The organism is Enterobacter pseudoroggenkampii (genome assembly GCF_026420145.1).
GTDB classification, from domain to species: domain Bacteria; phylum Pseudomonadota; class Gammaproteobacteria; order Enterobacterales; family Enterobacteriaceae; genus Enterobacter; species Enterobacter pseudoroggenkampii.
On record NZ_JAPMLV010000001.1, the window covers coordinates 1,028,940 to 1,055,466 of the forward strand.

Annotated in this window: 23 protein-coding genes and 1 other RNA gene; 9 read left to right on the forward strand and 15 right to left on the reverse strand. The window is 59.0% G+C overall.

Annotated elements, in window-relative coordinates:
- Nucleotides 1-33 precede the first annotated feature (33 nt).
- From OTG14_RS05035 to selO, 5 genes are all read left to right on the forward strand, one after another.
- Nucleotides 34-585 carry a glutathione peroxidase gene (locus OTG14_RS05035; protein ID WP_248164139.1) on the forward strand — a complete coding sequence of 184 codons (552 nt, stop codon included), beginning with the start codon at nucleotides 34-36 and terminating at the stop codon, nucleotides 583-585.
- A complete protein-coding gene (gene btuD / locus OTG14_RS05040; protein ID WP_024909428.1) occupies nucleotides 585-1,340 on the forward strand; it encodes a vitamin B12 ABC transporter ATP-binding protein BtuD in 756 nt (251 codons plus the stop codon). The genes OTG14_RS05035 and btuD overlap by 1 nt, the downstream gene beginning before the upstream one ends.
- A gap of 74 nt (nucleotides 1,341-1,414) precedes the next feature.
- A complete protein-coding gene (locus tag OTG14_RS05045) occupies nucleotides 1,415-1,879 on the forward strand; it encodes a C40 family peptidase (RefSeq protein WP_023335377.1) in 465 nt (154 codons plus the stop codon).
- A 293-nt stretch (nucleotides 1,880-2,172) separates the two neighbouring features.
- The gene (locus tag OTG14_RS05050; RefSeq protein WP_248164141.1) at nucleotides 2,173-2,889 is read left to right on the forward strand and encodes an EAL domain-containing protein; all 717 of its coding nucleotides are present in this window, start codon (nucleotides 2,173-2,175) and stop codon (nucleotides 2,887-2,889) included.
- 61 nt (nucleotides 2,890-2,950) lie between these two features.
- Nucleotides 2,951-4,393: a protein adenylyltransferase SelO gene (selO, locus tag OTG14_RS05055; protein WP_267214677.1), complete on the forward strand. Its 1,443-nt coding sequence runs from the start codon at nucleotides 2,951-2,953 to the stop codon at nucleotides 4,391-4,393.
- A gap of 43 nt (nucleotides 4,394-4,436) precedes the next feature.
- Here the strand turns inward: selO and OTG14_RS05060 are convergent, their stop codons facing one another.
- The 5 genes from OTG14_RS05060 to OTG14_RS05080 are packed head-to-tail and all read right to left on the reverse strand — an operon-like array spanning nucleotide 4,437 to nucleotide 9,211.
- Nucleotides 4,437-5,207, reverse strand: coding sequence for a 3-hydroxybutyrate dehydrogenase (locus OTG14_RS05060; RefSeq protein WP_048991578.1), 771 nt, complete (start codon nucleotides 5,205-5,207; stop codon nucleotides 4,437-4,439).
- Between the two features lie 10 nt (nucleotides 5,208-5,217).
- Nucleotides 5,218-6,612: a GntP family permease gene (locus OTG14_RS05065; protein ID WP_208763791.1), complete on the reverse strand. Its 1,395-nt coding sequence runs from the start codon at nucleotides 6,610-6,612 to the stop codon at nucleotides 5,218-5,220.
- A 41-nt stretch (nucleotides 6,613-6,653) separates the two neighbouring features.
- Nucleotides 6,654-7,835 carry an acetyl-CoA C-acetyltransferase gene (locus OTG14_RS05070; protein ID WP_208763792.1) on the reverse strand — a complete coding sequence of 394 codons (1,182 nt, stop codon included), beginning with the start codon at nucleotides 7,833-7,835 and terminating at the stop codon, nucleotides 6,654-6,656.
- A gap of 9 nt (nucleotides 7,836-7,844) precedes the next feature.
- Nucleotides 7,845-8,501, reverse strand: coding sequence for a CoA transferase subunit B (locus tag OTG14_RS05075; protein ID WP_024909422.1), 657 nt, complete (start codon nucleotides 8,499-8,501; stop codon nucleotides 7,845-7,847).
- Between the two features lie 2 nt (nucleotides 8,502-8,503).
- The gene (locus OTG14_RS05080) at nucleotides 8,504-9,211 is read right to left on the reverse strand and encodes a CoA transferase subunit A (protein ID WP_267214678.1); all 708 of its coding nucleotides are present in this window, start codon (nucleotides 9,209-9,211) and stop codon (nucleotides 8,504-8,506) included.
- Between the two features lie 140 nt (nucleotides 9,212-9,351).
- On the opposite strand from OTG14_RS05080, the gene OTG14_RS05085 reads away from it, so the two are divergent.
- Nucleotides 9,352-10,245 carry a LysR family transcriptional regulator gene (locus OTG14_RS05085; protein ID WP_032645461.1) on the forward strand — a complete coding sequence of 298 codons (894 nt, stop codon included), beginning with the start codon at nucleotides 9,352-9,354 and terminating at the stop codon, nucleotides 10,243-10,245.
- Here the strand turns inward: OTG14_RS05085 and OTG14_RS05090 are convergent.
- The 8 genes from OTG14_RS05090 to ppsR form a co-directional block, all read right to left on the reverse strand.
- On the reverse strand, nucleotides 10,242-11,021 hold the full coding sequence (locus OTG14_RS05090) for a heme ABC transporter ATP-binding protein (RefSeq protein ID WP_267214679.1): 780 nt from the start codon (nucleotides 11,019-11,021) through the stop codon (nucleotides 10,242-10,244). The two genes, OTG14_RS05085 and OTG14_RS05090, sit on opposite strands and share 4 nt — an antisense overlap.
- On the reverse strand, nucleotides 11,014-12,006 hold the full coding sequence (locus OTG14_RS05095; protein WP_048991572.1) for a FecCD family ABC transporter permease: 993 nt from the start codon (nucleotides 12,004-12,006) through the stop codon (nucleotides 11,014-11,016). Before OTG14_RS05095 ends, OTG14_RS05090 begins: the two co-directional genes overlap by 8 nt.
- Nucleotides 12,006-12,827, reverse strand: coding sequence for a heme/hemin ABC transporter substrate-binding protein (locus OTG14_RS05100; protein ID WP_148768551.1), 822 nt, complete (start codon nucleotides 12,825-12,827; stop codon nucleotides 12,006-12,008). The genes OTG14_RS05095 and OTG14_RS05100 overlap by 1 nt, the downstream gene beginning before the upstream one ends.
- Nucleotides 12,824-13,852 (reverse strand): hematinate-forming heme oxygenase ChuS, encoded by a 1,029-nt coding sequence (chuS, locus tag OTG14_RS05105; RefSeq protein WP_267214680.1) that lies wholly within the window; start codon nucleotides 13,850-13,852, stop codon nucleotides 12,824-12,826. The genes OTG14_RS05100 and chuS overlap by 4 nt, the downstream gene beginning before the upstream one ends.
- A gap of 35 nt (nucleotides 13,853-13,887) precedes the next feature.
- Nucleotides 13,888-15,870 carry a TonB-dependent hemoglobin/transferrin/lactoferrin family receptor gene (locus tag OTG14_RS05110; RefSeq protein ID WP_267214681.1) on the reverse strand — a complete coding sequence of 661 codons (1,983 nt, stop codon included), beginning with the start codon at nucleotides 15,868-15,870 and terminating at the stop codon, nucleotides 13,888-13,890.
- Nucleotides 15,871-15,947: 77 nt separating this feature from the next.
- Nucleotides 15,948-16,130: a hemin uptake protein HemP gene (gene hemP, locus OTG14_RS05115; RefSeq protein WP_024909414.1), complete on the reverse strand. Its 183-nt coding sequence runs from the start codon at nucleotides 16,128-16,130 to the stop codon at nucleotides 15,948-15,950.
- A 171-nt stretch (nucleotides 16,131-16,301) separates the two neighbouring features.
- On the reverse strand, nucleotides 16,302-17,348 hold the full coding sequence (gene aroH / locus OTG14_RS05120) for a 3-deoxy-7-phosphoheptulonate synthase AroH (RefSeq protein WP_021241096.1): 1,047 nt from the start codon (nucleotides 17,346-17,348) through the stop codon (nucleotides 16,302-16,304).
- Nucleotides 17,349-17,500: 152 nt separating this feature from the next.
- Nucleotides 17,501-18,334 carry a posphoenolpyruvate synthetase regulatory kinase/phosphorylase PpsR gene (gene ppsR, locus OTG14_RS05125; RefSeq protein ID WP_023311315.1) on the reverse strand — a complete coding sequence of 278 codons (834 nt, stop codon included), beginning with the start codon at nucleotides 18,332-18,334 and terminating at the stop codon, nucleotides 17,501-17,503.
- Between the two features lie 335 nt (nucleotides 18,335-18,669).
- Between ppsR and ppsA the strand changes: the two genes are divergently transcribed.
- The 3 genes from ppsA (at nucleotide 18,670) to OTG14_RS05140 (ending at nucleotide 25,063) form a co-directional block, all read left to right on the forward strand.
- Entirely contained in the window at nucleotides 18,670-21,048 is a 2,379-nt protein-coding gene (ppsA, locus tag OTG14_RS05130; RefSeq protein WP_024909413.1) for a phosphoenolpyruvate synthase, read from the forward strand.
- 235 nt (nucleotides 21,049-21,283) lie between these two features.
- Nucleotides 21,284-22,684: an MFS transporter gene (locus OTG14_RS05135; RefSeq protein WP_024909412.1), complete on the forward strand. Its 1,401-nt coding sequence runs from the start codon at nucleotides 21,284-21,286 to the stop codon at nucleotides 22,682-22,684.
- A 3-nt stretch (nucleotides 22,685-22,687) separates the two neighbouring features.
- Nucleotides 22,688-25,063 (forward strand): glycoside hydrolase family 3 N-terminal domain-containing protein, encoded by a 2,376-nt coding sequence (locus tag OTG14_RS05140; protein ID WP_267214682.1) that lies wholly within the window; start codon nucleotides 22,688-22,690, stop codon nucleotides 25,061-25,063.
- Nucleotides 25,064-25,068: 5 nt separating this feature from the next.
- Here OTG14_RS05140 and rprA read toward each other — a convergent pair.
- Both rprA and ydiK read right to left on the reverse strand, forming a co-directional pair.
- Nucleotides 25,069-25,176: antisense sRNA RprA (gene rprA, locus OTG14_RS05145), an RNA gene on the reverse strand.
- A gap of 208 nt (nucleotides 25,177-25,384) precedes the next feature.
- Nucleotides 25,385-26,500 carry an AI-2E family transporter YdiK gene (gene ydiK / locus OTG14_RS05150; RefSeq protein ID WP_024909410.1) on the reverse strand — a complete coding sequence of 372 codons (1,116 nt, stop codon included), beginning with the start codon at nucleotides 26,498-26,500 and terminating at the stop codon, nucleotides 25,385-25,387.
- Nucleotides 26,501-26,527 lie beyond the last annotated feature (27 nt).

Consider the following 26,527-nt stretch of genomic DNA (forward strand, 5'->3'; position numbering starts at 1 on the left):
TCAACTAGCCGTAAGACAACCTGAGGGAATGCTATGCAGTCAACTATCCTGAATACTGAAGTGACCACCATTGACGGCGAGAAAACCACGCTGGAAGGCTACAAAGGCAACGTGTTGCTTGTCGTCAACGTGGCATCCAAATGTGGCCTGACGCCGCAGTACGAGCAGCTGGAAAACATTCAGAAGGCCTGGGAGAAAGACGGTTTCACCGTTCTGGGCTTCCCGTGCAACCAGTTCCTCGGCCAGGAGCCGGGCAGCGAAGAGGAGATCAAAACCTTCTGCAGCACCACCTATGGCGTGACGTTCCCGATGTTCAGCAAAATCGATGTCAACGGTGAAGACCGCCATCCGCTGTATGCGAAGCTGATCTCTGCCGCGCCGAAGGCCGTTGCGCCGGAAGGAAGCGGTTTTTATGAACGCATGGCCAGCAAAGGCCGCGCGCCGCTTTACCCGGACGATATCCTGTGGAATTTTGAAAAATTCCTGATTGGTCGCGACGGCCAGGTCGTTCAGCGTTTTTCACCGGATATGACCCCTGAAGATCCGATCGTCATGGAATCTATCAAGCTGGCGCTGGCGAAATAATGTCGTTGCTGATGCAGCTCACGGACGTTGCCGAGAAGGGGCGTCTGGAGGCGATATCCGGTGCCGTCAATGCGGGAGAAATTCTGCATCTTGTCGGGCCAAACGGTGCGGGGAAGAGTACGCTGCTGGCACGGATGGCAGGCATGACCGACGGAGAAGGGCAGATAACGCTGCTGGAGCATACGCTCGCCGACTGGTCGCCGGTCTCGCTGGCGCATCGGCGCAGTTACCTCGTGCAGCAGCAGATGCCGCCCTTTGCGATGCCGGTCTGGCACTATCTGATGCTGCATTTGCACGACAAACAACAAACGTCACTGCTGACGGACGTGGCCGCGGCTCTTGGGCTGGAAGATAAACTGTCCCGGCACGCCAGCCAGCTTTCCGGCGGAGAGTGGCAGCGGGTTCGCCTGGCGGCTGTCATCCTTCAGATCCACCCGGCCGGCAATCCTCACGGGCGGATGCTGCTTCTCGATGAGCCCATGAGCGGTCTGGACGTGGCGCAGCAGGCGGCACTGGATACGCTGTTAAGCACCCTGAGCCGAAAAGGCATTGCCGTGGTGATGAGCAGCCATGACCTCAACCACACCCTGCGTCATGCCCACCGGGTATGGCTGCTCTCGAAGGGAAAGATGATCGCCAGCGGTGCACGGGATCAGGTTCTTACGCCACCCCATCTTGCCCGCGCATACAACATGTCGTTCCGCAGGCTGGATATAGAAGGACATAAGATGCTGATTTCTACCGGGCAGGCGTAACCGTTTCTTGCCTGTGAGCACAATTGCACGCTAAATTACGAAAAGAACAATAAAAGCAGAGGATTCGTCTGAAAATGCGATTCTGGTTTCTCCTGATGGCCACACTCTTTCTTGCGGGATGCAGTAGCCATCGTGCGCCGCCGCCTAACCCACGGCTTTCAGATTCGATCACCGTTATTGCCAGCCTTAACGATCAGCTGAGCAACTGGCGCGGCACGCCTTATCGCTACGGCGGCATGAGCCGCGGCGGTGTGGATTGCTCCGGCTTCGTTCTGATGACGTTTCGCGATAAGTTTGATTTACAGCTTCCGCGCGAAACGCGCAAGCAGGCAGAAATCGGCACTGAAATTGATAAAGACGATCTTCTGCCCGGAGACCTGGTTTTCTTCAAAACTGGTTCGGGTGAAAGCGGTCTTCACGTGGGCATATATGATACAGACAATCAGTTCATTCACGCCTCGACCAGTCGCGGGGTGATGCGCTCCTCTCTTGATAATGTTTACTGGCGTAAAAATTTCTGGCAGGCACGACGTATATAGTCTTTGTCGGATACTTCTCTTATGACGGCATGGTAAGAATAAATCATGCCGTTTTTTCTCAAATAAGATGCTTAAAGTTAAATTTACCTAAAATTAGCGAATCCTGCATGTGTCTGTTTTATCTAAAACTGGCTATTATTCTGCAACCAGGATAAAATTATTTTAGATTCAGGGATAAATCTGAAAATTAATACGGAACTAATGAAATTAATCTTATTAAAATCAAGACAGTGGAATTGTGTCGGCAATTGCTCCAGGATGTCCTCTCTCATCTTTAATGCGGGGCGAGTGCAATGATTATTACGCTAGATAATGCTTACCAGTCTGAACTGCTGCTTCTGCCTGCCCGTAATAGCGCAGGTGAGCTGAAAGGTTTAGAAATTCTGGTTAACTTTACTGGCGTCGGCAGCAATGTGCGGATCCCCACTGAGCTTGTTATCCCTCGGCTTTCAGCGGCTGAAGAGTTAGCGCTGTTTGACGAAAAACTGCAATTGCTTGATACCTGTAAACTGTTTTTTATTCAGCATCAGTTAATTGCATGGATCAATATTACACCTGCAATAGTTGAATTTTTATTAAGTAATGGAAACGCTGTTTCAATCCTTGAGCGTTATCCGTTTCTTGAGTTTACTGTTAATGAGAATTATCCAGGTTTAAATAACGGAAAGGACGACCTGCAGCTGGCGAGAATGGCAATCCATTTCCCGTTGGTCCTGGCAAACTTTGGTGCAGGCGCCGCCTCGCTCAAAGCGGTCTATGATGGATTATTTAAACGGGTCATCCTTGATAAAGGATTCATTCAGCAGCGTGCCCTGGAGCTCTCCTTTGAGCCTTTTATGCGCGCAATCCTCTGGCAAATCACGCCGCACTGCCAGTCAGTGATTGTCTCGGGTATTGACGACCACGGCCTGTTGCAGCGCGTTTTGTCCTTCAATTTTGGTGCAATGCAGGGGGCTCTCTGGCCAGCCGTCTCTGCAGAACACGTCACTACGCTGGTTCAGCAGCGATAACCCTTGCTTTCGCCCGTGTTTAAGTCCGGGTAAACCCTCTACACTAAAAGCAGGAGGACCTATGACCCTGTCTTTTACTGCTCACTGGCATGATGAGTTGCCTGGCTTTTATACCGCACTCAAACCTACACCGTTACACAATTCACGCCTTATCTGGCATAACGATTTGCTGGCTGAAGAACTGGCTATTCCGCCTGAGCTGTTTCAGCGTTCAGAGAGCGCTGGCGTCTGGGGCGGTGAAATGCTTCTTGCCGGTATGCAGCCTCTGGCTCAGGTCTATAGCGGACATCAGTTTGGCGTCTGGGCGGGACAGCTGGGCGACGGCAGGGGGATCCTGCTCGGGGAACAACAGCTTCCCAACGGGGAGACGGTTGACTGGCACCTGAAAGGCGCGGGCCTGACTCCCTATTCGCGGATGGGCGACGGGCGCGCGGTACTGCGTTCAACGATTCGCGAGTGCCTGGGCTCCGAGGCGATGCATGCCCTGGGTATTCCCACCACCCGCGCGCTGTCGATCGTTACCAGCGATACCCCGGTTATGCGTGAAACCGTGGAAAAGGGCGCAATGCTGATGCGTATCGCGCAAAGCCATTTGCGCTTCGGTCATTTTGAGCATTTTTACTATCGTCGCGAGCCGGAAAAGGTGCGCCAGCTGGCTGACTTTGCCATTCGTCACCACTGGGCACATTTGCAGGACGAGGCGGATAAATACGTTCTCTGGTTCAGGGACGTGGTGGCTCGTACCGCAACCCTGATTGCCCGCTGGCAAACGGTAGGCTTTGCCCATGGCGTGATGAATACGGACAACATGTCGCTTCTCGGGTTGACCTTTGACTACGGTCCTTTTGGCTTCCTGGATGATTATCAGCCTGGGTACATCTGCAACCACTCCGACTATCAGGGGCGCTACAGTTTTGACAATCAGCCCGCGGTGGGCCTGTGGAACCTGCAGCGGCTTGCACAAACCCTGTCGCCGTTTATCGACGTTGATGCCCTGAATGATGCCCTCGACAGCTATCAGGAGATCTTACTGCGGGAATATGGCACGCTGATGCGCAACAAGCTGGGGCTGGTGACGCAGGAGAAGGGCGATAACGACATCCTCAATGGCCTGTTTGCCCTGATGGCGCGCGAGGGCAGCGATTACACGCGTACCTTCCGGATGCTGGGGCAGACGGAGCAGTACAGCGCCGCCTCGCCGCTGCGCGATGAGTTTATTGACAGACAGGCGTTTGACGACTGGTTTGCATCCTACCGCACGCGGCTGCAGCAGGAGCAGGTGGATGACGCCGCCCGCCAGACGCAGATGAACGCCACGAACCCCGCGATGGTGTTGCGCAACTGGCTGGCGCAGCGGGCGATTGAGCAGGCAGAGCAGGGCGAGTACGACGAGCTACACCGTTTGCACGTGGCGTTGCGCACGCCGTTTGCCGATCGGGACGACGACTACGTCAGCCGCCCGCCCGACTGGGGCAAGCGGCTGGAGGTCAGCTGCTCAAGCTAGCGATTTTTGCCGGGCGGCGGTGTCGCCTAACCCGGCCTGAACATCACTGCGCGACCCAGCCGCCATCCATATTCCACGCGGCGCCGCGAACGTTCACGGCGCTGTCGCTACACAAAAACAGCGCCAGTTCGCCCAGCTGCTCCGGGGTGACAAACTCGCCCGAAGGCTGTTTTTCTGCAAGGAGCAGATCGCGAGCCTGCTCCGGCGGTACGCCCTCAGCGATACGTTTATCGATCTGCTGCTGCACCAGCGGCGTCAGCACCCAGCCGGGACAGATCGTATTGGCGGTAATGCCGGTGCGCGCGGTTTCCAGCGCCAGCGATTTCGTAAAGCCCACTACGCCATGCTTGGCGGCCACGTAGGCGGACTTCTCTTTTGACGCGACCAGCCCGTGAACGGAGGCGATATTAATGATGCGCCCCCAGTTTTTCTCGCGCATGGCGGGCAGCGCCAGCCGGCTGGTATGAAACACCGAGGAGAGATTAATGGCGATAATGTCGTTCCATTTCTCCACCGGAAACGCGTCAACCGGGGCGACATACTGTATCCCGGCATTGTTGACAAGAATGTCCACGCCGCCAAACTGCGATTCGGCGTAGCGCATCATGGCTTCAATTTGCAACACGTCACGCAGGTCTGCATCGTGATAGCCCGGCTTTTTGCCCAGTTGCGCAATCTCTTCTCGTGCTGATTCGCTGTCGCCGAAACCGTTGAGGATCAGCTGCGCCCCGGCCTTCGCCAGCACGCGGGCGATCCCCAGACCAATGCCGCTGGTCGAGCCGGTCACCAGTGCGGTCTTACCGTTCAGATTCATCTTTCTCTCCTTACACAATGCCGGTCAGATAGAACACGGCAATGACAAAAAGCACTGCCAGACTTTTAATGATGGTGATAGCGAAAATGCCGCCGTAGGCCTGGCGATGGCTCAGGCCGGTAATCGCCAGCAAAGTAATCACCGCGCCGTTATGGGGCAGCGTATCCATACCGCCGCTCGCCATTGAGGCCACGCGGTGCAGCACCTCAAGCGGGATATTGGCGGCGTGGGCGGCGGCGACAAACGAGTCGGCCATGGCGGCGAGGGCAATACTCATCCCGCCGGACGCCGAGCCGGTGATCCCCGCAAGCACCGTCACGCTGATGGCTTCATTCAGCAGCGGATTCGGAATGGCCGCCAGCGCGTGGGATAACACCAGAAAACCGGGCAGGGCGGCGATAACCGCGCCGAAACCGTATTCCGAGGCGGTATTCATCGCCGCCAGAATGGCACCGCTCACCGCGGTCCGGCTGCCTTCAGCCAGACGCCCCCGGATATTGCGAAAGCCAAAAATCAGCACCAGCACGATACCTGAGATCAGTGCCGCTTCCACGGCCCAGATGGCGGTGATCTTGCTCACCTCGGTCACAATCGGTTTCGCCAGACCTGGCAGCGTAAGCTCGTGGGTCGTGCCGTACCAGCCGGGGATCCAGCGGGTAAACAGCAGATTCAGTATGCCCACTACCAGCAGCGGGGAGATAGCAATCAGCGGGTGAGGGAGATTGATGTTGTCCGGCGTCTCCGGTTCATTTTTCAGTTCCGTGCCGTAACCCTCGTTGTTGCTGAGCGCCTTACGACGCTGGCGCTCCAGCCAGAGCAGGCCAAAACAGATAATAAACAGCGAGCCAATCAGCCCCAGCCACGGCGCGGCCCAGGCGTTGGTACCAAAGAAGCTGGTGGGGATAATGTTCTGGATCTGCGGCGTGCCGGGCAGGGCATCCATGGTAAACGAAAATGCCCCCAGCGCCACGGTGGCCGGTATCAGCCGTTTAGGAATGCCGCTCTGGCGGAACAGTTCCGCGGCGAACGGATAAACCGCAAACGCCACCACGAACAGCGACACGCCGCCGTAGGTTAACAGCGCGCACACGAGAACAATTACCGGGATCGCGTGGCGACGGCCGAGGATCTGAATCGCCGCAGCGACGATGGACCGTGAGAAACCGGAAAGCTCAATCAGTTTGCCAAACACCGCTCCCAGCAGGAACACCGGGAAGTAGAGCTTGACGAAGCCGACCATTTTTTCCATAAACAGGCCGGTAAACGTCGGGCCGACGGCGCCCGGGTCGGTCAGCAGCACGGCGCCGAGCGCCGCAATCGGCGCAAACAAAATCACGCTGTATCCGCGATAGGCCGCCAGCATCAGCAGCGCCAGCGCCGCCAGGGCAATTAATACACTCATCACGACTCCTCACTGTCATTATTATTCGGGTACCAACGAGATGTTTAACGCTCAACGGTCAGGGCAATGCCTTGCCCGCCGCCTACGCACAGGGTGACGAGCCCTTTTTTAACGTCACGGCGCTGCATTTCGTGCAGCAGCGTCACGAGGATGCGGCAGCCGGAAGCGCCAATCGGATGACCGAGGGCGATCGCGCCGCCGTTAACGTTCACCCTGCGTTCATCCCAGCCGAGCTGCTGGCCCACCGCCAGCGCCTGGGCGGCAAAGGCTTCATTGGCTTCAATGAGGTCCACGTCATCGAGCGTCCAGCCCGCCCGCGCCAGCGCCGTCTGGCAGGCGCTGACCGGCCCGATGCCCATCACCGACGGGTCAACGCCCGTCACGGCATAGCTCACGATGCGCCCCAGAATCGGCAAACCGCTCTCCCGCGCCTTTTCGCCGCTCATCAGCAGCACCGCCGCGGCGCCATCGTTGAGCGTAGAGGCATTTCCCGCCGTGACCGTGCCTTGCTCCTGCAAAAAGGCGGGGCGCAGCTGCGCAAGCTGCTCGGCGCTGGTGCCTGGCCGGGGCTGCTCGTCACGGCTGACAATAAGCGGCGGCTTTTTACCCTGCCTCACCGTCACCGGCGCTATCTCGGCATCAAACCGGCCCGCTTCGGCGGCGGAGGCCGCTTTTTGCTGCGACCGGGCGGCAAAGGCGTCCTGCTGCTCGCGGGAAATATCATTCTCACGGGCGACGTTTTCAGCGGTGATCCCCATGTGGTAACCGTTGAACGCGTCCCACAGACCGTCCGTAATCATGCTGTCCTGCAGGCCAGTATGGCCAAAACGCAGCCCTGAACGTGCGCCGTCCAGCAGATAAGGGGCATTGCTCATGCTCTCCTGACCGCCAGCGATAACCACATCCGCGTCGCCGCAGCGGATCGCCTGCGCGGCGAGCTGCACCGCTTTCAAGCCCGCACCGCAGACCAGGTTGACCGTTGTCGCTGGAGTGCAGACGGGCAATCCGGCGTTGATGGCCGTCTGGCGCGCAGGGTTTTGTCCGCATCCCGCCGTCAGCACCTGACCGAAAATCACCTCATCTATCGTCTCAGCTGGAAGACCGCTGTTCTCCAGCAGACGACTCACCGCTATGGCCCCCAGCTCAACCGCTGAAAGGGAAGATAGCGATCCGCGAAAACTGCCAATGGGGGTTCGCGTTGCCCCGACAATCATGACCTCTTTCATCGTGAGTCCTCAGCTGAAGCGCATCTCGCGAACGTCGTCCGCCACAATTAATTTCCCGGCGGTCTTAGCCGCAATGTCGTCGATACTGACGCCGGGGGCGTATTCCCGCAGGATGAACGCGCCGTCCGCGATCTCGAGCAGCGCGAGGTCGGTTAAGACCCGGCGGATGCAGCCCGCGCCCGTGAGCGGCAGCGTGCAGCGCGACAGCAGCTTTGATTCACCGTTTTTTGACGCATGGGTCATTACCACAATGATGTTCTGCGCCCCGGCGACAAGATCCATCGCGCCGCCCATGCCCTTCACCATCTTTCCGGGGATCATCCACGAGGCGATATTGCCCTCGACGTCCACCTCAAACGCGCCCAGCACGGTCAGGTCAACATGGCCTCCGCGGATCATGGCAAACGACTGGGCCGAGTCGAAAATGGCCGCGCCTGTCCGTGCGGTCACGGTCTGTTTACCGGCGTTGATCATGTCGGCGTCGAGGCTCTGCTCGTCAGGAAAAGCCCCCATCCCCAGCAGTCCGTTTTCCGACTGGAGCATCACGTCCATTCCTTCCGGAATGTAGTTCGCCACCAGGGTAGGGATACCAATCCCCAGGTTGACGTAATACCCGTCGCGCAGCTCGCGGGCGACGCGCATGGCCATCTGTTCACGGGTTAACATCGTCACACTCCTTCCGTGCGCAGCGTGCGCTGTTCAATGCGTTTTTCAAACTGGCCGACAATCAGCCTGTCGACGTAAATGCCCGGTGTATGAATGGCCGACGGGGGCAGCTCGCCCGGGGGAACAATCTCTTCCACCTCGACGACCGTTATCCAGCCCGCCGTTGCCATCAGCGGATTAAAGTTTTGCGCGGTATGCCGGTAGACGACGTTGCCGTACCAGTCCGCTTTCCAGCCCTTGATCAGCGCGAAATCACCGGTAATGGCCTCTTCAAGGATGTAATGCTTACCGGCAAACTGGCGCACGTCTTTGCCGGCAGCCACGGGGGTGCCGTAGCCGGTGGCCGTGTAAAATGCCGGAATACCCGCACCGCCCGCGCGCACCTTTTCCGCCAGCGTGCCCTGAGGCGTGAGTTCAATCTCCAGTTCACCGCTCAGCACCTGCCGCTCGAACAGCGCGTTCTCGCCGACGTAAGAGGCCACTACTTTGCGAACCTGCCGCGTTTCGAGCAGGAGCCCGAGACCGAAACCGTCCACGCCGCAGTTGTTTGATACCACCGTCAGATCTTTCACCTGACGGCGTTTGACCTCTGCAATCAGGTTCTCCGGAATCCCGCACAGGCCGAAGCCGCCCGCCAGCAAAGTCATCCCGTCCGTCAGCCCATCCAGCGCCTGCGCATAGCTGTCGACGCGCTTATCCAGTCCCGCCATCGTCATTCCTCCTCTTAACCGTGGCGGTATCATTAGGGGCGGCGACTCATTTGTTAATTTTGAATTTGTGACCCACTCATTTGGTTTTTTTATTAATTTCCTGTTAACTAAATTTTTTCAATTAGTTAACAGGATGAAAAATGAGAATGAGTGTCAAACAGTTACGCGCGTTTTTAGCGGTAGCTCACACTCTGAATTTCGCCCACGCCAGCGAACGGCTGAATCTCTCCCAGCCGGCCCTGAGCCTGACGATTAAAGCGCTGGAGGATGCGCTGGGCGGACCGCTGCTGCAGCGGAGCACGCGCAAGGTCGCGCTGACGCAGGAGGGCGAGACGTTTTTGCCGATGGCGCGGCAGCTGCTTGCCGACTGGGATAACGTCGAAGAGGCGATGCACCAGTGCTTTACCCTGCAGCGCGGTAAAATCTCGGTCGCGGCGATGCCGTCGTTTGCCGCGAATGTTCTGCCCGAGGTGCTAAAAGCGTTTCGCGATCGCCATGCCGGGATCAACGTCACCGTGCATGACGTGATTAACGAGCAGGTGATTGAGATGGTGCGGGAAGGGCGGGTCGAGATGGGCATCGCCTTTGAGCCCGCGCCCACGCACAACCTGCTGTTTACCCCGCTGGGCCTCGACCGGTTTGTGGCCATTGTGCCGAAAGATTCCCCGCTGGCGGGCAAAAAACGCCTGACATGGGAAGCGCTGCTGACGCTGGATTTCATCACCCTGCAGCGCCCCTCTGCGGTGCGTCTGATGATGGAAGAGGAGCTGGCGCGAAGCGGCAGAAAGCTGGACGTCGCGCTGGAGAGCCATCAGCTGGTGACGGTCGGGCGGATGGTCGCAAGCGGGCTGGGCGGCAGCGCCGTACCGGCACTATGCAAGACGCAGATGGCGTCGCTGGGCGCGGTCTGTATTCCGCTGGACAGTCCGCCCATTGAAAAGTGTATCGGAGTGATCCATCCCGGGCACACGCAGCTTTCAAAAGCGGCGCATGCCCTGCTGGAAACGCTGAAGGATTTTTACCAGCCCGATTAAGGGGCGAGAAACACCTGCGGCGCGGCGTGAGCCGGATGCCTACCGACGTGAACCTGTGCGCCGTACCAGCGTGCCAGCGTGTCGGCCTGCAAAACGGTTTCCGGTGCTCCCTGGGACACGATTGTGCCGCCATGCAGCAGCAGGATGCGGTCCGCCCACAGCGCCGCCAGGTTGAGGTCGTGCAGCACCGTGCACACGTGCAGATGTCCCCGGCTGGTCAGGGATTTCAGCAGGCGCAGGAGATGCTGCTGGTGATAGAGATCCAGCGCAGAGGTGGGTTCATCAAGGAACAGCCAGCCGCGCGGGGCACCGTCGCACCAGAGCTGAGCCAGCGCGCGGGCGAGCTGAATGCGCTGCTGCTCGCCGCCGGAGAGTGCGGCAAACTGCCTGCCCGCCAGCGGTAAACAGCCGGTGATGGCCATAACCTCCTCAACAACCGACGCTTCTGGCGTGCGGGTCCAGGGCGCTCGCCCCATACCGACCACCGCCTCAGCCGGCCAGTCAAATCCGAGCTGCGTGTTCTGGCGCATCACCGCCCGGTAGCGGGAGAGCCTGTCCGGCTGCCAGGCCGCAAGCGGTGTGCCCGCCAGGCTGCACCGTCCGCCCGCAGGTTTAAGGTAGCCGGTCAGCAGCCGCAATAGCGTCGATTTTCCGGCGCCGTTGGGGCCAATCAGCGCCACCAGCTCGCCCTGAGATAAGGTCAGCGACACGTCGTTAATCAGCGTGCGTTGTCCGGCGCGAAAAACAAGGTTTTCTGCACAGTAGCGCTCAGCCATGCGCACCTCCGCGACGAAAGATAAGCCACAGGAACCACGGCGCGCCGAGAAGGCTGGTCAATAAGCCAACCGGCATTTCCGCCGGGGCGACGAGGCTGCGCGCCAGCGTATCGGCCACCAGCAGGAGTAGCGCACCGGCCAGCACCGAGCCGGGGAGCACGGCCCGATGGTCGGCCCCCAGCCACATGCGCACCAGGTGCGGCACCACCAGGCCGACAAAGCCGATCACGCCGCTGACCGCCACGGCGGCGGCCACCAGCAGGGCGCTGCACAGCAGCAGGATCCGCTGCACGGCGGCAACCTCCACGCCGAGGTAGTGCGCCTCTTCATCGCCCAGCTGCAGCAGGTTGAGGGGCCCTGCCAGACGCCAGATCGCCAGCAGGGTGGGGATCATCAGAGACGCGACGGCCAGCAGCGTCGACCACTGCGCCTGGCCGAGGCTGCCCATTCCCCAGAGGGAAAGCTGGCGAAGCTGGGCATCATTGCTGAGCCATGACAGCACGCCGACGGCGGCGCCGCACAGGGCGTTGATGGCAATCCCTACCAGCAGCAGGCGCGACAGGGAAGCGTCACGCTGCCGGCTGAGCAGGAAAATCACGAAGGTGGCGGCCAGCGCACCGAGAAACGCCGCCAGCATCGGGGCATACAGCATCACCAGGGCAGGCAGCGAGAGCGGAAGCACCACCCATAGCGCAACGGCGAGCGCCGCGCCGCTGCTGATGCCGAGCAGGCCCGGGTCCGCCAGCGGGTTGCGGAACAGCCCCTGCATCACGCAGCCTGCCAGCGCCAGTGAACCGCCGATCGCCAGCGCCAGCAGCACGCGAGGCAGGCGGATCGTCAGCCAGATCTGGCGCAGCGCCTCGTCGCTGCCGTCCCACAGCAGGCTGGCCGGCAGGTGTAATGCCCCAACCCCGGTCGCTGCGAGCGTCATGACGGTCAGGATCGCGGTCAGCATCCATAACGATAAGGCTATCCGCCGGGACATCAGGGCAGTTGCTCCGCTTTGGCACGTAGCTGCCGGATGGCTTCCGGCGTTCGCACGCTGAAGCCCAGCAGCGCCATATCGTCAATTGCCAGCACCTGCCTGTTCCGTCCTGCCGGGGTTTGCGCCAGACCGGGCAGTTTCCACAGATTCGCTTCACCGCCAAGGGCGTTGATCCCGTCCTGCGAAATTACCACAAGGTCAGGCTGGCTGGCGATTGTGCCCTCCTGAGACAGCGGCTGATAGCGGGTGAACCCCTGCATGGCGTTCTGCAGGCCCGCCGCACGAATGGCCGCGTCCGCGCCGGTCTGTTGTCCGGCAGCCATGGCGGTCATCCCGCCGTGGTTAAGAATAAACAGCACCCGCTTATTGAGCGATGACGCGGGAAGCGCCGACAGCGCCTGGCGCAGCGTGCTGCGCAGGACCTCTCCCTCGGCCTCTCGGTGCGTCGCTTCAGCGACGATCCGCACCTTTTCATCAATGACGTTCAGGTCGTTACCGGCAGGAATAGCGATGACCCGGACGTGGCTTTGCTCAACCTGCTTTAGCGCCAGAGACGGCTGCGCCTGGGCGCTGGCCAGCACCAGCGTGGGGCGCATGGACAAAATCCCCTCCGCATTGAGCTGGCGCAGATAGCCCACGTCAGGCAGGTCGTTCGCCGCCTGCGGCCACTGGCTGGTGCTGTCGCGGGCCACCAGCGAAGACGCCGCGCCGAGGGCGTAGACGATCTCGGTGACGTCGCCGCCGAGGGTAACGATTTTCTCCTGCGGCGCAGCAAACGCCAGCAGGGGCAGGGCGCTGAGCAGGGCAAGCCACCGTTTCATGCCGCCAGCCCTTTCGCCGTTAAGGCGTCAATCTGGCTGCGCCACTGGTTCTGCTCCGGTTCGCCTTCCGTACGCTGGCCGTACAGCTGGGCGATCTGCGTTCCATCGGCGGCAAACAGCTCCAGGCTGGTGACATGCCCGTCAGCCGTCGGCTTGCGCGTGACCCACGTCTCCGCAATGGCGTCTTCCAGCAGGTGCAGGGTAAAGGTTGGGTTAAAGATGTTCAGCCAGCCTTTCATCGGCGTCAGCTTTTCCACCGCGCCGGTGAAAATCTGCACGCAGCCGCGGTTGCCAACGAAGACCATGATTTCGTTACCGTCCCGGCGCGCCGCTTCCAGCAGCTGCGCCAGCGCGGTGTTTTCTACCCGGCAGGCCAGATCGTCACCCACCAGGCGAAACGCCTGCTGGCGGCTGAGGTTATGGCGCTTGAGCAGGCTGAAGAACTGATGAACGTCGGTCATGGCGCGCCACTCGTTATCCACGAGAGCAGCCTCCGCATTTTCCGCGTGAGCAGGCGCATCGGGGACCTTCAATGCCAGCGGCGGGTTGTCGGCAAAGATAAAGCGCGTCAGCACGTCGCCCCAGGCGGAAACGTCGGTGTTATCCGTGGCGTAGACCTTCAGCAGGGCATCGCCCTGGTGGTCGAAGAACTGAATGCTCTGCCGCTCGCCGCGGGCGGTGGCTTCACTGATGTGAAACGCGCTCGCCCACTGGTTGAGGAACAGGCGCAGATCCAGCGCGCGCGGGTTCAGCACCAGCCCGGCGTGGCCGTTCAGGTGCTGGTTGGTAAATCTCCCGACCTGTTCGTGAACGGCGTAGTCGTTGCGGCAGATACATTTGGTTTCGCCCACCGCCTCCAGCGCGCCCAGGATCTCGCGGATATCACCGCGCAGTCGCCAGGCGTCGTGACCCACGCGGGCAAAGGTCAGCTCTGCTTCACTGATGTTCATTAACCCCGCGACGTCGCGCGCGTACTTACCCGGATTGGCTTCTTTTAGCTCAAGCCAGCGCGTGTAGTGATTCATTGTCTCTTCCTTCTGAAAAGTTGCCCCGAAGGGAATTACCACTGATAGCTTACGAAAATCTTGCCGTTACGACCGTCCTGTGGAATGCCCTGAGGTGACCAGTATGCTTTGTCGAAGGCGTTGCCGAGTACCAGCGTCGTGGTCACGCCTTTGAGCCGTTCCTGGCCCTTATAGCTGACATAGAAGTCGTTGACCGCATAGCCCGGCTGCTCGCTGTAGCTGCTGCTGATATGCGTTGAGCGATCGACAAAGGTCCCAATCCAGCCGACGGAGAACCCGCTTTGCGCCACCGGAACGTCCAGCTTGCTGGTGACGGTATCCGGGTTGATGCTGGAGATGTACTCGCCCGTATCGGCGTCTTTCCCGCGCGTGCGGTTATAGGCCAGGTCGAGGCTGAAGAGGTCGGCCGAGTATTTTGCCATCATGTCCCAGCCCCAGATTTTGGCGTTCGGGACGTTATAAGACATGGTGGTTGCCGCCGCGAAATCGACGGTGGTGGAGATATAGTCTTTGGCTTTGGTATCGAAATAGCTGGCTTTAAACTCCAGCGCATCGTTGGCAAGCATCAGATCGTCAAAGCGCAGGCCAAAACCAAACTCCTGCGTTTCGTTGGTTTCCGGGCGCAGGTTCGGGTTGGGCACCCAGTAGTTGGTATAGAAGCGGCCAATGGAGAAATGTTTGGCGTCGTTATACATCTCGCCCATGGTCGGCGCACGGAAGGCCTGCGCGTAAGAGCCAAACAGCATCAGCCAGTCGGTCGGGCTGACGGTTAACCCGGCGCGGGATGACCACTTATCGGCATCCACATCGTTGTAGCCGTCGCTGCTGCCGCGGTAGTTGTCATAGCGCGTGCCGCCCAGCAGGGTAACAGGCAGATCGCGCAGGGTGATCTCATCCTGCAGCCAGCCGGAGCTGAAGTCGATTTTCGCGTCCGGGAAGCCGGTGGTTGCCCCGCCCGGATGCTGCTCCTGACGATAGTATTCTCCGCCGTAGGTCAGAAGGTGTGCTGCAACGGTGTCGCTGAACAGGCGGGTGCGGTTTTCCACCTTACCGCCTTTGGTGGTCTGCTTGCGGAACTCGCCGCTGTTGTCGATATTCTGGGCATTAATGCGCGCTTCGGACCAGTAGACCTTCGCGTCGGCGTTCAGCCAGTCGTTACCTTCCGGGGCGATGCGGTAGCCCACCTGCGCGTCACGCTGAATGGTGGAGCGATCGGTCATCGGGTTGCTGCTGTCCGCCCCGGTGGTTTGCGGGTTTTTCGGCTCCTGAGCGGCGTTATTGTAGTAGCGCAGGGAGCCGCTCAGGGTCTGGGCCGGGTCGAGTTTCCAGCTGCCTTTCGCCAGCATGTTGTTGATGGATTCGTCGTTAGGGGCGGTTGCTCCGTCGCTCTGGCGGATGTCACCGCGATCCCGGCTGGACCAGGCCACCAGACCGTCCAGGGTGTCGGTGCGGCCGTAGGCGCTGGCCCCCATCCCGAGGCTGTGATCGCCCGTCGCGCCCGTTCCAAACACGCGGTAGCCGCTGTTTTTACCCGGTTCGAGCAGATCGTTGGCGTCGGCGGTGTCATAGGAAATCACGCCGCCCAGCGCGCCGCTGCCGTACAGCAGTGCCGACGGGCCGCGAACCACTTCGATACGTTTAATCAGCGCCGGATCGAGGAAGGTGCTGTTCAGGTGGCCGGTATCGGTCCCCTGGCGCACGCCGTCAACCAGCACCAGCACGCCGCGACGGTCATAGCCGCGCAGGTTGACGTCCTGCCCGTTGGTGCGCCCGGTGCCGTCCAGCGTCAGACCGGGGACGTTACGCAGCAGGTCGGCCGCCGAGCTGGCGGTTTGTTTCTCCGGCGCGCTGGCGTCAATCACGCTCACCATCATGGGGGCTTCAAAGGCGCTGCGGGCGTTGCCCGTGGCGGTGACGGTAATGTCGTCTGCGGCGGCGAACGCGACGCCCGGCAGGGTGCTGACAATCGCCAGCGCCAGAAGTGACGGACGTAAAGATGTGGAAGGCAGGTGTGGCATAGCAACTCTCCATAAGAAGTGAAAAGTGCTGGCTGCCTGGGGGTTACCTGGGTGGCTGGAGAAGTTTTTTGTGTTGTTTATTTTGTGAGGATCAGTTTTCCGGCATGGGTCTGGCGCAGCAGATAGCGCTGACCGTCATGCTCGATAATGACCCGGCCCTCATCGCCGAGCAGGGTTTTGCTGTCAATCCGACGCTCGGTAGGGGCTGGTGCTGTGTCTGTTTTTGCTGGCGTTGCCGCGCTGTTATCCGTACGTGACATAATGTTTATAAATAACAATCAATGTAACAATGATAATCATTATCAATAAACTGCAAATTCACGGCAAGCATTTTTGTGAAAAAAGGGTGAGGGGATCAAATTTGGGGTGAGATGCGGTCTGATGCCCTCACCCCAACCCTCTCCCACAGGGAGAGGGAGAAGGACTGGATTTTAAAAGCGTGTGTCCACGGCTGCTGCGAGTTTCTCCAGCAGCAGTTCGCTGTCTTCCCAGCTCAGGCACGGGTCGGTGATCGACTGGCCGTACACCATCTGCTGTCCGGCAACGATTTTCTGCGTGCCTTCTTTGATAAAACTCTCGGCCATAATCCCTGCAACGGCGGTTGAACCGCTGCGGATCTGCTGGCAGATCTCGTCGCAGACGTCCAGCTGGCGGCGATGCTGCTTCTGGCAGTTGCCGTGGCTGAAGTCCACCACCAGATGCTCCGGCAGGTCGAACTCGGCCAGCGTTTCACAGGCCGCCGCAATATCTTCTGCATGGTAATTGGGTTTCTTGCCGCCGCGCATAATGATGTGCCCGTACGGGTTACCGCTGGTCTGGTAGATGGTCATATGACCGCTCTTGTCCGGCGACAGGAACATGTGGCTGGCACGGGCTGCGCGGATGGCATCAACCGCGATACGGGTGTTGCCATCGGTCCCGTTTTTAAAGCCGACCGGACAGGAGAGGGCGGAGGCCATCTCACGGTGGATCTGGCTTTCGGTGGTGCGTGCGCCAATCGCGCCCCAGCTGATCAGATCGGCGATAAACTGCCCGGTCACCATATCGAGAAACTCGGTCGCCGTCGGCACGCCCAGCTCGTTGACCTGTAAAAGCAGCTTCCGCGCCAGCTCGATACCGTGGTTAACGCGATAGCTGCCATTGAGGTCAGGATCGGAAATCAGCCCTTTCCAGCCCACCACGGTGCGCGGTTTTTCAAAGTAGGTGCGCATGACGATCTCAAGGCGATGCTGGTACTTATCCCGCAGTCCCTGAAGTCGTTTTGCATAATCCATCGCGGCATCCAGATCGTGGATGGAGCAGGGACCAATCACCACCAGAAGACGTTTGTCTTCACCATTCAGGATTTTTTCAATGCGGCGGCGGGAAGCCGTCACGTGTTCCGCGACGGCGGCGGAAACAGGATGCCGCTGGGCCAGTTCAGCCGGCGTGACAAGGCTGTCAATGCGCGCAGTGCGGAGTTCATCGGTTTTATTCATGGAATGTCTCAGAAAATTTTTGCTTCATCGGCAGACTACCGGGAAGTGATGGGCATCACCTTAAACCAATCCCTGCTGATTTCAAGTTCGGGGCGACACCGCCCCGTGGTTGCAGATGATGATACCTGAATCTGAGTTAATGTACTAGCATATTAGTACATGCGGCGATTAAGCCCCATGATGTCGAGAATTTTGGTGGCAATTTCTTCAACCGAATAGTTGGTGCTGTTCAGCCACGGGATCTGGTTTTTGCGGTACAGCGCTTCCACTTCGGAGACCTCCATACGGCACTGGCGCATAGAGGCGTAGCGGCTGTTCTCGCGGCGCTCTTCGCGGATGGCCGCAAGGCGTTCCGGGTTGATCGTCAGGCCGAACAGCTTGTGCTGCAGCGGCTTAAGGGCGGCAGGCAGCACCAGGTTATCCATGTCATCAGCGATAAACGGGTAGTTTGCGGCGCGAATGCCAAACTGCATCGCCAGATAGAGGCTGGTCGGGGTTTTGCCGCAGCGCGACACGCCAAGCAGGATCACCTGCGCCTGGTCGAGATTACGCAGAGAGATACCGTCATCATGTGCAAGGGTGTAGTCAATGGCGGCGATACGCGCGTCGTACTTGGTCAGGTTGCCGGGGTTCAGCCCGTGGGTGCGGTGGGCGATAGGCGTCGGATCGAGCTTAAGTTCGCTTTGCAGCGGAGCCACCAGCGCCTGCACGATATCCTGGCAGAAGCCTTCACTTTGCAGAATGATGGAGCGAATCTCGGGGATCACGATCGAGTAGAACACCAGCGGGCGGACGCCGGTCTGCTGGTAGATGGCGTCAATCTGGTCCTTCACCGCTTTGGCGCGGCTCTCGTTTTCGACAAACGGCAGCGTGATGCTGTTTATCGAAACGGGAAACTGCGACATCACCGCGTGGCCCAGGACCTCGGCGGTGATCGCCGTACCATCAGAAATATAAAAAACGTGGCGATCGACAGCACTATCCATTTTACTCACCCTGAATATCAGACCTAATTGTCTGAAAGCATAAATTAAAAAAGTAAATTACACAGCAAAGAACTTATCTTAATTATAAATGAAACGGCGTTTTTGATTTTCCTGAAAAGTGGATTTCATTTTTCAAATAGCGACTTTATTTTTGGGGTTTCTGGCTGAAAATATAGGAATCATCGGGTTAATGCCTGGTGGGAAAGTATCCGAAAAGTTGAAATTTTAAATTGCTTACACGATTCACCGTTTTTTTAGCGCTAATAAATATGCCAGTATAAATACGTAGTCAGGTGTTACTTACTCCGATCAAATATCACAAAAGGATTGTTTCGATGTCCAACAATGGCTCGTCACCGCTGGTGCTTTGGTATAACCAACTCGGCATGAATGATGTAGACAGAGTTGGGGGCAAAAATGCCTCCCTGGGTGAAATGATTACAAATCTGTCGGGTATGGGTGTCTCCGTACCGAACGGGTTTGCCACCACCGCCGATGCCTTTAACCTGTTTTTAGACCAGAGCGGTGTTAACCAGCGCATTTACGACCTGCTGGATAAAACGGATATTGATGACGTTACCGAGCTTGCCAAGGCCGGGGCGCAGATCCGCCAGTGGATCATCGACACACCTTTCCAGCCGGAACTGGAAAAAGCCATTCACGACGCGTACAACCAGCTCTCTGCTGACGATGCGCAGGCCTCCTTTGCCGTGCGTTCCTCTGCAACCGCAGAAGATATGCCGGACGCCTCGTTTGCCGGGCAGCAGGAAACCTTCCTGAACGTCCAGGGTTACGATGCGGTGCTGGTGGCGGTGAAGCACGTTTTTGCTTCCCTGTTCAACGACCGCGCCATCTCCTATCGCGTGCACCAGGGCTACGACCATCGCGGCGTCGCGCTCTCCGCTGGCGTGCAGCGCATGGTGCGCTCGGACGTGGGCTCATCCGGCGTGATGTTCTCCATTGATACCGAATCCGGCTTCGACCAGGTGGTGTTTATCACCTCCGCGTGGGGTCTGGGTGAGATGGTCGTGCAGGGCGCGGTAAACCCTGACGAATTCTATGTCCACAAGCCTACGCTGGCCGCTGGCCGTCCGTCGGTGGTGCGCCGCACCATGGGCTCGAAAAAAATCCGCATGATCTATGCCCCGACCCAGGAGCATGGCAAGCAGGTTAAAATTGAAGATGTACCGCAGGAGCAGCGCGACCGCTTCTCCCTGACCGACGCCGAAGTGCAGGAGCTGGCGAAGCAGGCGGTGCAGATTGAAAAACACTACGGCCGTCCGATGGATATCGAATGGGCGAAAGACGGGAACACCGGCAAGCTGTTTATCGTGCAGGCGCGTCCGGAAACCGTCCGCTCACGCGGTCAGGTAATGGAGCGTTATACGCTGCACGCCCAGGGCAAAATCGTGGCGGAAGGCCGTGCCATCGGTCACCGCATCGGTGCCGGTCCGGTCAAAGTGATCCACGACATCAGCGAGATGAACCGTATTGAGCCAGGCGACGTGCTGGTGACCGACATGACCGACCCGGACTGGGAACCGATCATGAAGAAAGCGGCGGCTATCGTCACCAACCGCGGCGGCCGTACCTGTCACGCGGCGATCATTGCCCGCGAGCTGGGTATCCCTGCGGTTGTCGGCTGCGGTGACGCCACCGAGCGCATGAAGGACGGACAGAACGTGACCGTCTCCTGTGCAGAAGGCGATACCGGCTACGTGTACGCCGATATCCTCGACTTCAGCGTGAAGAGCTCAAGCGTGGATACCATGCCGGACCTGCCGCTGAAGATCATGATGAACGTCGGCAACCCTGACCGCGCGTTTGACTTCGCCTGCCTGCCGAACGAAGGCGTTGGCCTGGCGCGCCTGGAGTTTATCATCAACCGTATGATCGGCGTTCACCCGCGTGCGCTGCTGGAGTTTGACGATCAGGATCCGAAGCTGCAGAACGAAATCCGCGAGATGATGAAAGGCTACGACTCGCCGAAAGAGTTCTACGTCGGCCGTCTGACCGAAGGGATCGCGACGCTGGGCGCCGCCTTCTATCCGAAACGCGTGATCGTGCGTCTGTCTGACTTTAAGTCTAACGAATACGCCAACCTGGTCGGCGGCGAGCGCTACGAGCCGGAAGAAGAGAACCCGATGCTGGGCTTCCGCGGGGCCGGACGCTACGTGTCCGACAGCTTCCGCGACTGCTTCGCGCTGGAGTGTGAGGCGGTGAAGCGCGTGCGCAACGACATGGGGCTGACCAACGTGGAGATCATGATCCCGTTCGTACGTACCGTAGATCAGGCGAAAGCGGTTGTGGACGAGCTGGCGCGTCAGGGGCTGAAGCGCGGCGAGAACGGGCTGAAGATCATCATGATGTGTGAAATTCCGTCCAACGCCCTGCTGGCCGAGCAGTTCCTGGAGCACTTCGACGGCTTCTCTATCGGTTCGAACGACATGACGCAGCTGACGCTGGGTCTGGACCGCGATTCCGGCGTGGTCTCCGAGCTGTTCGACGAGCGTAACGAGGCGGTGAAAGCGCTGCTCTCCATGTCCATCCGCGCAGCGAAGAAGCAGGGTAAATACGTCGGGATTTGTGGTCAGGGTCCATCCGACCATGAAGACTTTGCCGCATGGCTGATGGAAGAGGGGATTGATAGCCTGTCCCTGAACCCGGACACCGTGGTGCAAACCTGGCTGAGCCTGGCGGAACTGAACAAGTAACGCCGCGCTGACCCGAAAAGGCGAGGATATTATTCCTCGCCTTTTTTATTTCCCCCTCTTATTTGCTCCCCATCACAAATAAAGTAAAAAACCAAATATCATAATTTGCCTGTCAATTTAGACAATTGTTAGCGCGCAAACCGTTGCTAATACTTGAGCCTTACATGCGCATTTCCCTTCAGATGATGCGCAACTGGTTGAAATACGTTTTAACCTGATAAAAAGGCAAATAACAATGACACTCTCCTCTGTATTGCGTACCAAAGATAAAATAGGTTATGGCTTAGGTGATATGGCCAGCGCGCTGGTCTGGCAAACGGCAACGTTATTTCTCGCCTATTTCTATACGGACGTTTTTGGGCTGCCCGCCGCGATTATGGGCACCATGTTTTTAGTGGTGCGCGTGGTTGATGCGTTTGTCGACCCGTGCATTGGCGCCCTGGTGGATCGCACCCAGACGCGTCACGGTCGTTTCCGTCCCTGGTTGCTGTGGTTCGCCATTCCGTTTGGCGTAAGCTGCCTTATCACTTTCTATGTACCGGACGTGGGACCGACGGCGAAAATCGTTTATGCCTGCCTGACCTACGCGATCTTAAGCCTGATTTATTCCGCCATTAACGTGCCTTACTGCGCCATGCCCGGCGCGCTGACGTTAGACCCGCGCGAGCGTCACTCCCTGCAGTCGTGGCGCTTTGGCCTGTCGTTTATCGGCGGGTTGATTGTGACGGTCATCGCCCTGCCGCTGGTTTCATTGTTAGGCCAGGGCAACGTGCAGAAAGGCTATTTCTATGCCATGAGCCTGATGGGGCTGCTGGGCATTGTGCTCTTTTTCTGCTGTTTCCTGATGACCCGAGAGCGCTATTCGCCGCGCAATGATACCTCCGGCTCTATGCTGACCGATTTAAAACTGCTGGCCGGTAACAGCCAGTGGCGTATTGTGTTCCTGTTTAATATTTTGCTGTTAACGGCGGTGGTGACGCGCGGTTCCGCCACGATGTATTACGTGAACTACGTGCTGTTGCGTCCGGATCTGGTTTTTGCCTTTATTGTTTCCGGAATGGTCGCCTCCTTAAGCGGCGCTTTATTATCTGAACGGCTGCTGGGGAAATTTGATCGCGTACGCGCCTATCAGTGGACCATTATTTCCTTCGTCATTTTCGGCGCGCTGATTTTCTTCCTGCCGCCTTCACAGGTGTGGCTGATTTTTGGCCTCAACATTGTCTTTAGCTTTGTGCAAAACCTGACCACGCCGCTGCAGTGGACCATGTTTTCCGATGTGGTCGACTACGAAGAGCACCGCAGCGGTCGTCGCCTGGACGGGCTGGTCTTCTCCACCGCGCTGTTTGCCATCAAATTCGGCCTGGCGCTGGGCGGCGCGGTGGTCGGCTGGGTGCTTGGCATGGTGGATTACGCCCCGGGACAGGCAACTCAGGCACCCCACGTACTCTCTACGATTAACGCGCTGTTCACCCTTATCCCGTGCGCGCTGTTCCTCTGCATGGTCGCGCTGCTTGCCATCTACAAGCTCAACAGCCGGCTGGTGGATTCCATCGCCCGGGAGCTGGCCAGCAAACGTGAGGTAAGACCCGACGCGGGGCAGCTCAGCCCGGCAACCCCTTCCGCACTACAGGAGTAAAATATGACTGCTATCTATAAGGACGCGGGACGTCCCGTGCACGAGCGCGTCGCCGATTTACTGGCGCGTATGACCCCGGAAGAGAAGTTTGCCCAGATGCATGCGTACTGGCTGATCCTCGATGAAAACGGCAACCACCGCGAGCGCAGCGACCTCAGCGACGAATTCGCCGGCGTGAGCGAGCAGGCAGCGCTGAGCGAACGGCTGAAGCTGGGCGTCGGGCAGATCACCCGTCCGCTGGGCACCCACATCGTTGATGCGAAAACCGGCGTGCGCGCCGCGAACCGCCTGCAGCGGATGATGATGGAAGAGACGCGCCTCGGCATCCCGGCGTTGTTTCATGAAGAGTGTCTGGTGGGGCTGCTGTGTAAAGACGCCACCCTGTTCCCGTCGTCGCTGAACTACGGCTCTACCTGGGATCCGGAACTGGTGCAGCGCGCGGCAGAGCAGATCGGTAAAGAGGCGCGATCCGTCGGCTGCCAGCAGGGGCTGGCCCCGGTGCTGGACGTTTCCCGCGACGTGCGCTGGGGGCGTACCGAAGAGACCTTCGGCGAAGATCCGTGGCTGGTGGGGGTGATGGCGACCGCCTACGTGAAGGGCTTACAGGGCGATAAGCGCGACCTGCTGGCGACCCTAAAACATTACGTGGGTCACTCGTTCAGCGAGGGCGCGCGCAACCATGCCCCGGTGCACCTCGGGTTCAGCGAGCTGAACGATACCTTCCTGCTGCCGTTTGAAATGGCGGTCAAGCTGGCAAACGCCGGGTCGGTCATGCCGGCCTATCACGATATCGACAATCAGCCGGGGCACAGCGACAGCTTCCTGCTGACTACCGTCCTGCGCGAACAGTGGGGATTCGACGGGATTATTGTGGCGGACTACGGCGGCGTCAGCCTGCTGCACCAGCATCACGGGATTTCCCACGATGCGGCCGAATCCGCCGCGCTGGCATTCAACGCCGGGCTGGACGTTGAGCTGCCAAAAGACGACTGCGCGCGCCATCTGGCGGAAGCGGTAGAGCGCGGGCTGATCTCTATGGCGAAAGTGGATGAGATTGTCGCACGTACGCTGACCGAAAAATTCCGTCTCGGACTGTTTGAACAGCCGTACGCGGATGAAAACGGTATCGATCTGCAAAATGATTTGACCCGCCAGGCCGCGCGGGAGGTGGCGACAAAATCGGTCACGCTGCTGGAAAACAACGGCATTTTACCGCTCGGCGGCAAACCCCGCGTGGCGGTAGTGGGGCCGACGGCAGACGATCCGCTGGCGTTACTCAGCGGCTACAGCTTCCCGGTGCATCTGATCATCAGCGATATGGTGGAAGAGACCTTGCAGGTCATGACCCCGCGCGCGGCGCTGGAGCAGTATCTCGGGGCATCGAACGTCCGCTATGCCAAAGGGTGTCACATCATCGAAAAACGGATGGCGGGCGCGCCGGTCTTCCCTGGCGACAGCGGCGGCAAACCGATGCAGCAGTCGCCGGTCTCGCTGAGTACCGCATTGATCCCCGAGGCCGTGAACGCGGCGCTGGAGAGTGACGTGGTGGTTGCCTGCGTGGGCGATCTCGCCGGGCTGTTCCAGAGCGGTACCGTGGGGGAAGGTTCCGACACCGACTCCCTGAATCTGCCGGGCGTGCAGCAACAGCTGCTGGATGCTCTGGTGGCGACGGGCAAACCGGTGATTGTCGTGATGACCGGCGGCCGTCCGTACAACCTTCAGGGGCTGGAAGATAAGGTCGCGGCGCTAATAATGGCGTGGGCGCCGGGGCAGGAAGGGGGCTGGGCGATTGCGGATGTGTTAACCGGGCGTGCGGAGCCGCAGGGGCGTCTGGTGGTGAGCGTGCCGAAAAGCGCCGGGGCAATGCCGTATTACTACAATCACAAGCTCAAAAGCGGTGGTACGCCGTTTGCGTTCCACTTCGGTTCACGTTATCCGTTTGGCTTCGGCCTTGGCTGGACAACGTTTAGCTGGGGGGCTGCCCGCGTAGCTGAAAGCAGCGTGCCGGTCGACGGCGAGGTGACGCTGAGCGTGGATATCACCAATGCCGGGGAACGCAGCGGCAGCGAGGTGGTGCAGGTTTACGTCAGGGATAAGGTCGCCACCCAGGTTCGGCCGCTCCAGGAGCTGAAGGCCTTCCAGCGCGTCACGCTCTCGCCGGGCGAAACCGCCGCGCTCAGCTTTACGCTACCGGTTGAGATGTTCAACTTTACCCGCCGGGACGGGAAACGCATCGTTGAGCCGGGCGAGTTTGAACTGCAGGTTGGCGCATCGTCGGCGGATATCCGCGAGAGGGTGACGGTCAGGGTGACCGGGGAAACCCGCGTGCTGCCCGCCGAGTGGCGGATGCTCAGTACCTGTAAGGTGACACGCGCGTAGTCAGGATAAAAAAAAGCCCATCGTGGGAGATGGGCAAAGACTACACACAGCAATTCGTTGTTTCACTCAGGGGATTTCCATGCTTATAAATCAAGGTGTTGATTTATAACCGTGAGCTAATAGTAGGCATTGTGATCTTTAGCGTCGATCAGATTCGTCTCAATAGTTAAAGAGGTGTAAAGATTTCTTGAGGTTAATCGCGGGTTTAATGCAGAAACGGCGGGTCTGACCAGTGTGCAACGAATAAATACTTTAGCAGTGTTAAAGTATTGTGAGGGGGAATGTAGGCCGGGTAAGCGTTAGCGCCACCCGGCAAAAAACTTAATGCGTGTTCTTCTCTTCCAGCTCTTCCAGTTCGCTCAGAATCACGTCCGGGTCTGTTCCCGGAGGCGGAATTTCATGCACCCAGGCGGAGAACAGGCGCCAGGTAACGGCGAGCAGCACCGGGCCGATAAACAGGCCAATCATGCCAAAGGCAATCAGACCGCCAATGACCCCGGAGAGGATCAGGATCAGCGGCAGGTCAGCACCCATGCGGATGAGGATCGGACGAATGACGTTATCCATGGTGCCGACCACGCAGCTCCAGACCAGCAGCACCGTTCCCCACGTGGTGTCACCCGTCCAGTACAGCCAGATAATGCAGGGAACCAGCACCAGCAGCGGCCCCAGTTGCGCAAGACAGGTCATCAGCATGACAACGGTAAATACGGTGGCGTACGGTACGCCGGAAATCGCCAGACCGATACCGCCCAGCACCGCCTGCACCAGCGCGGTGACCACCACGCCCAGCGCCACCGCGCGCACGGCCTGCGCAGCCAGCAGTACCGCAGCATCACCGCGTTTGCCCGCCAGGCGGGTGGCAAAGTGACGAACGCCTAAAGCGACCTGCTCGCCGCGCCAGTAGAGCAGGGCGCTAAAGAGCAGCATCAGGGTACAGTGCATCATAAACCGGCCGATATGTGCCGCCTGACCGACAAACCAGGTGGTCGTGGTACCAATGTACGGGCGGACTTTTGCCATCAGCGCGCTGCCGCCCATCTCCAGCAGACTATGCCAGCCGCTGTAGAGCTTGGCGCCCACCACCGGAATGCTGTTCAGCCAGGCCAGATCCGGCAGCGTCACGTCGCCGCTGCTAATGGCGCGAATAACCGGGCCACTGGAATCCACCAGGCTATTCACCAGCAGGGCAATCGGAATAATAAACAGCAGGAACAGCAGGAGCGTCATGACCAGCACGGCTAACCCGCGGCGGCCGAACAGCAGCTTCTGCAAGCGCAGCAGCAGAGGCCACGTGGCCACGACCACGGTCGCGGCCCAGGCGAAGCCGAGAATAAAGGGTTGAACAATCCACAGACACGCAATAATCATGAGGGCCAGAAACAGCACCGACAGTAAAATTTGCGCAACATCCCTGGGCTGGCGAAGATTGACCATAAATGAAACTTTCCTTAAAAGAACGCC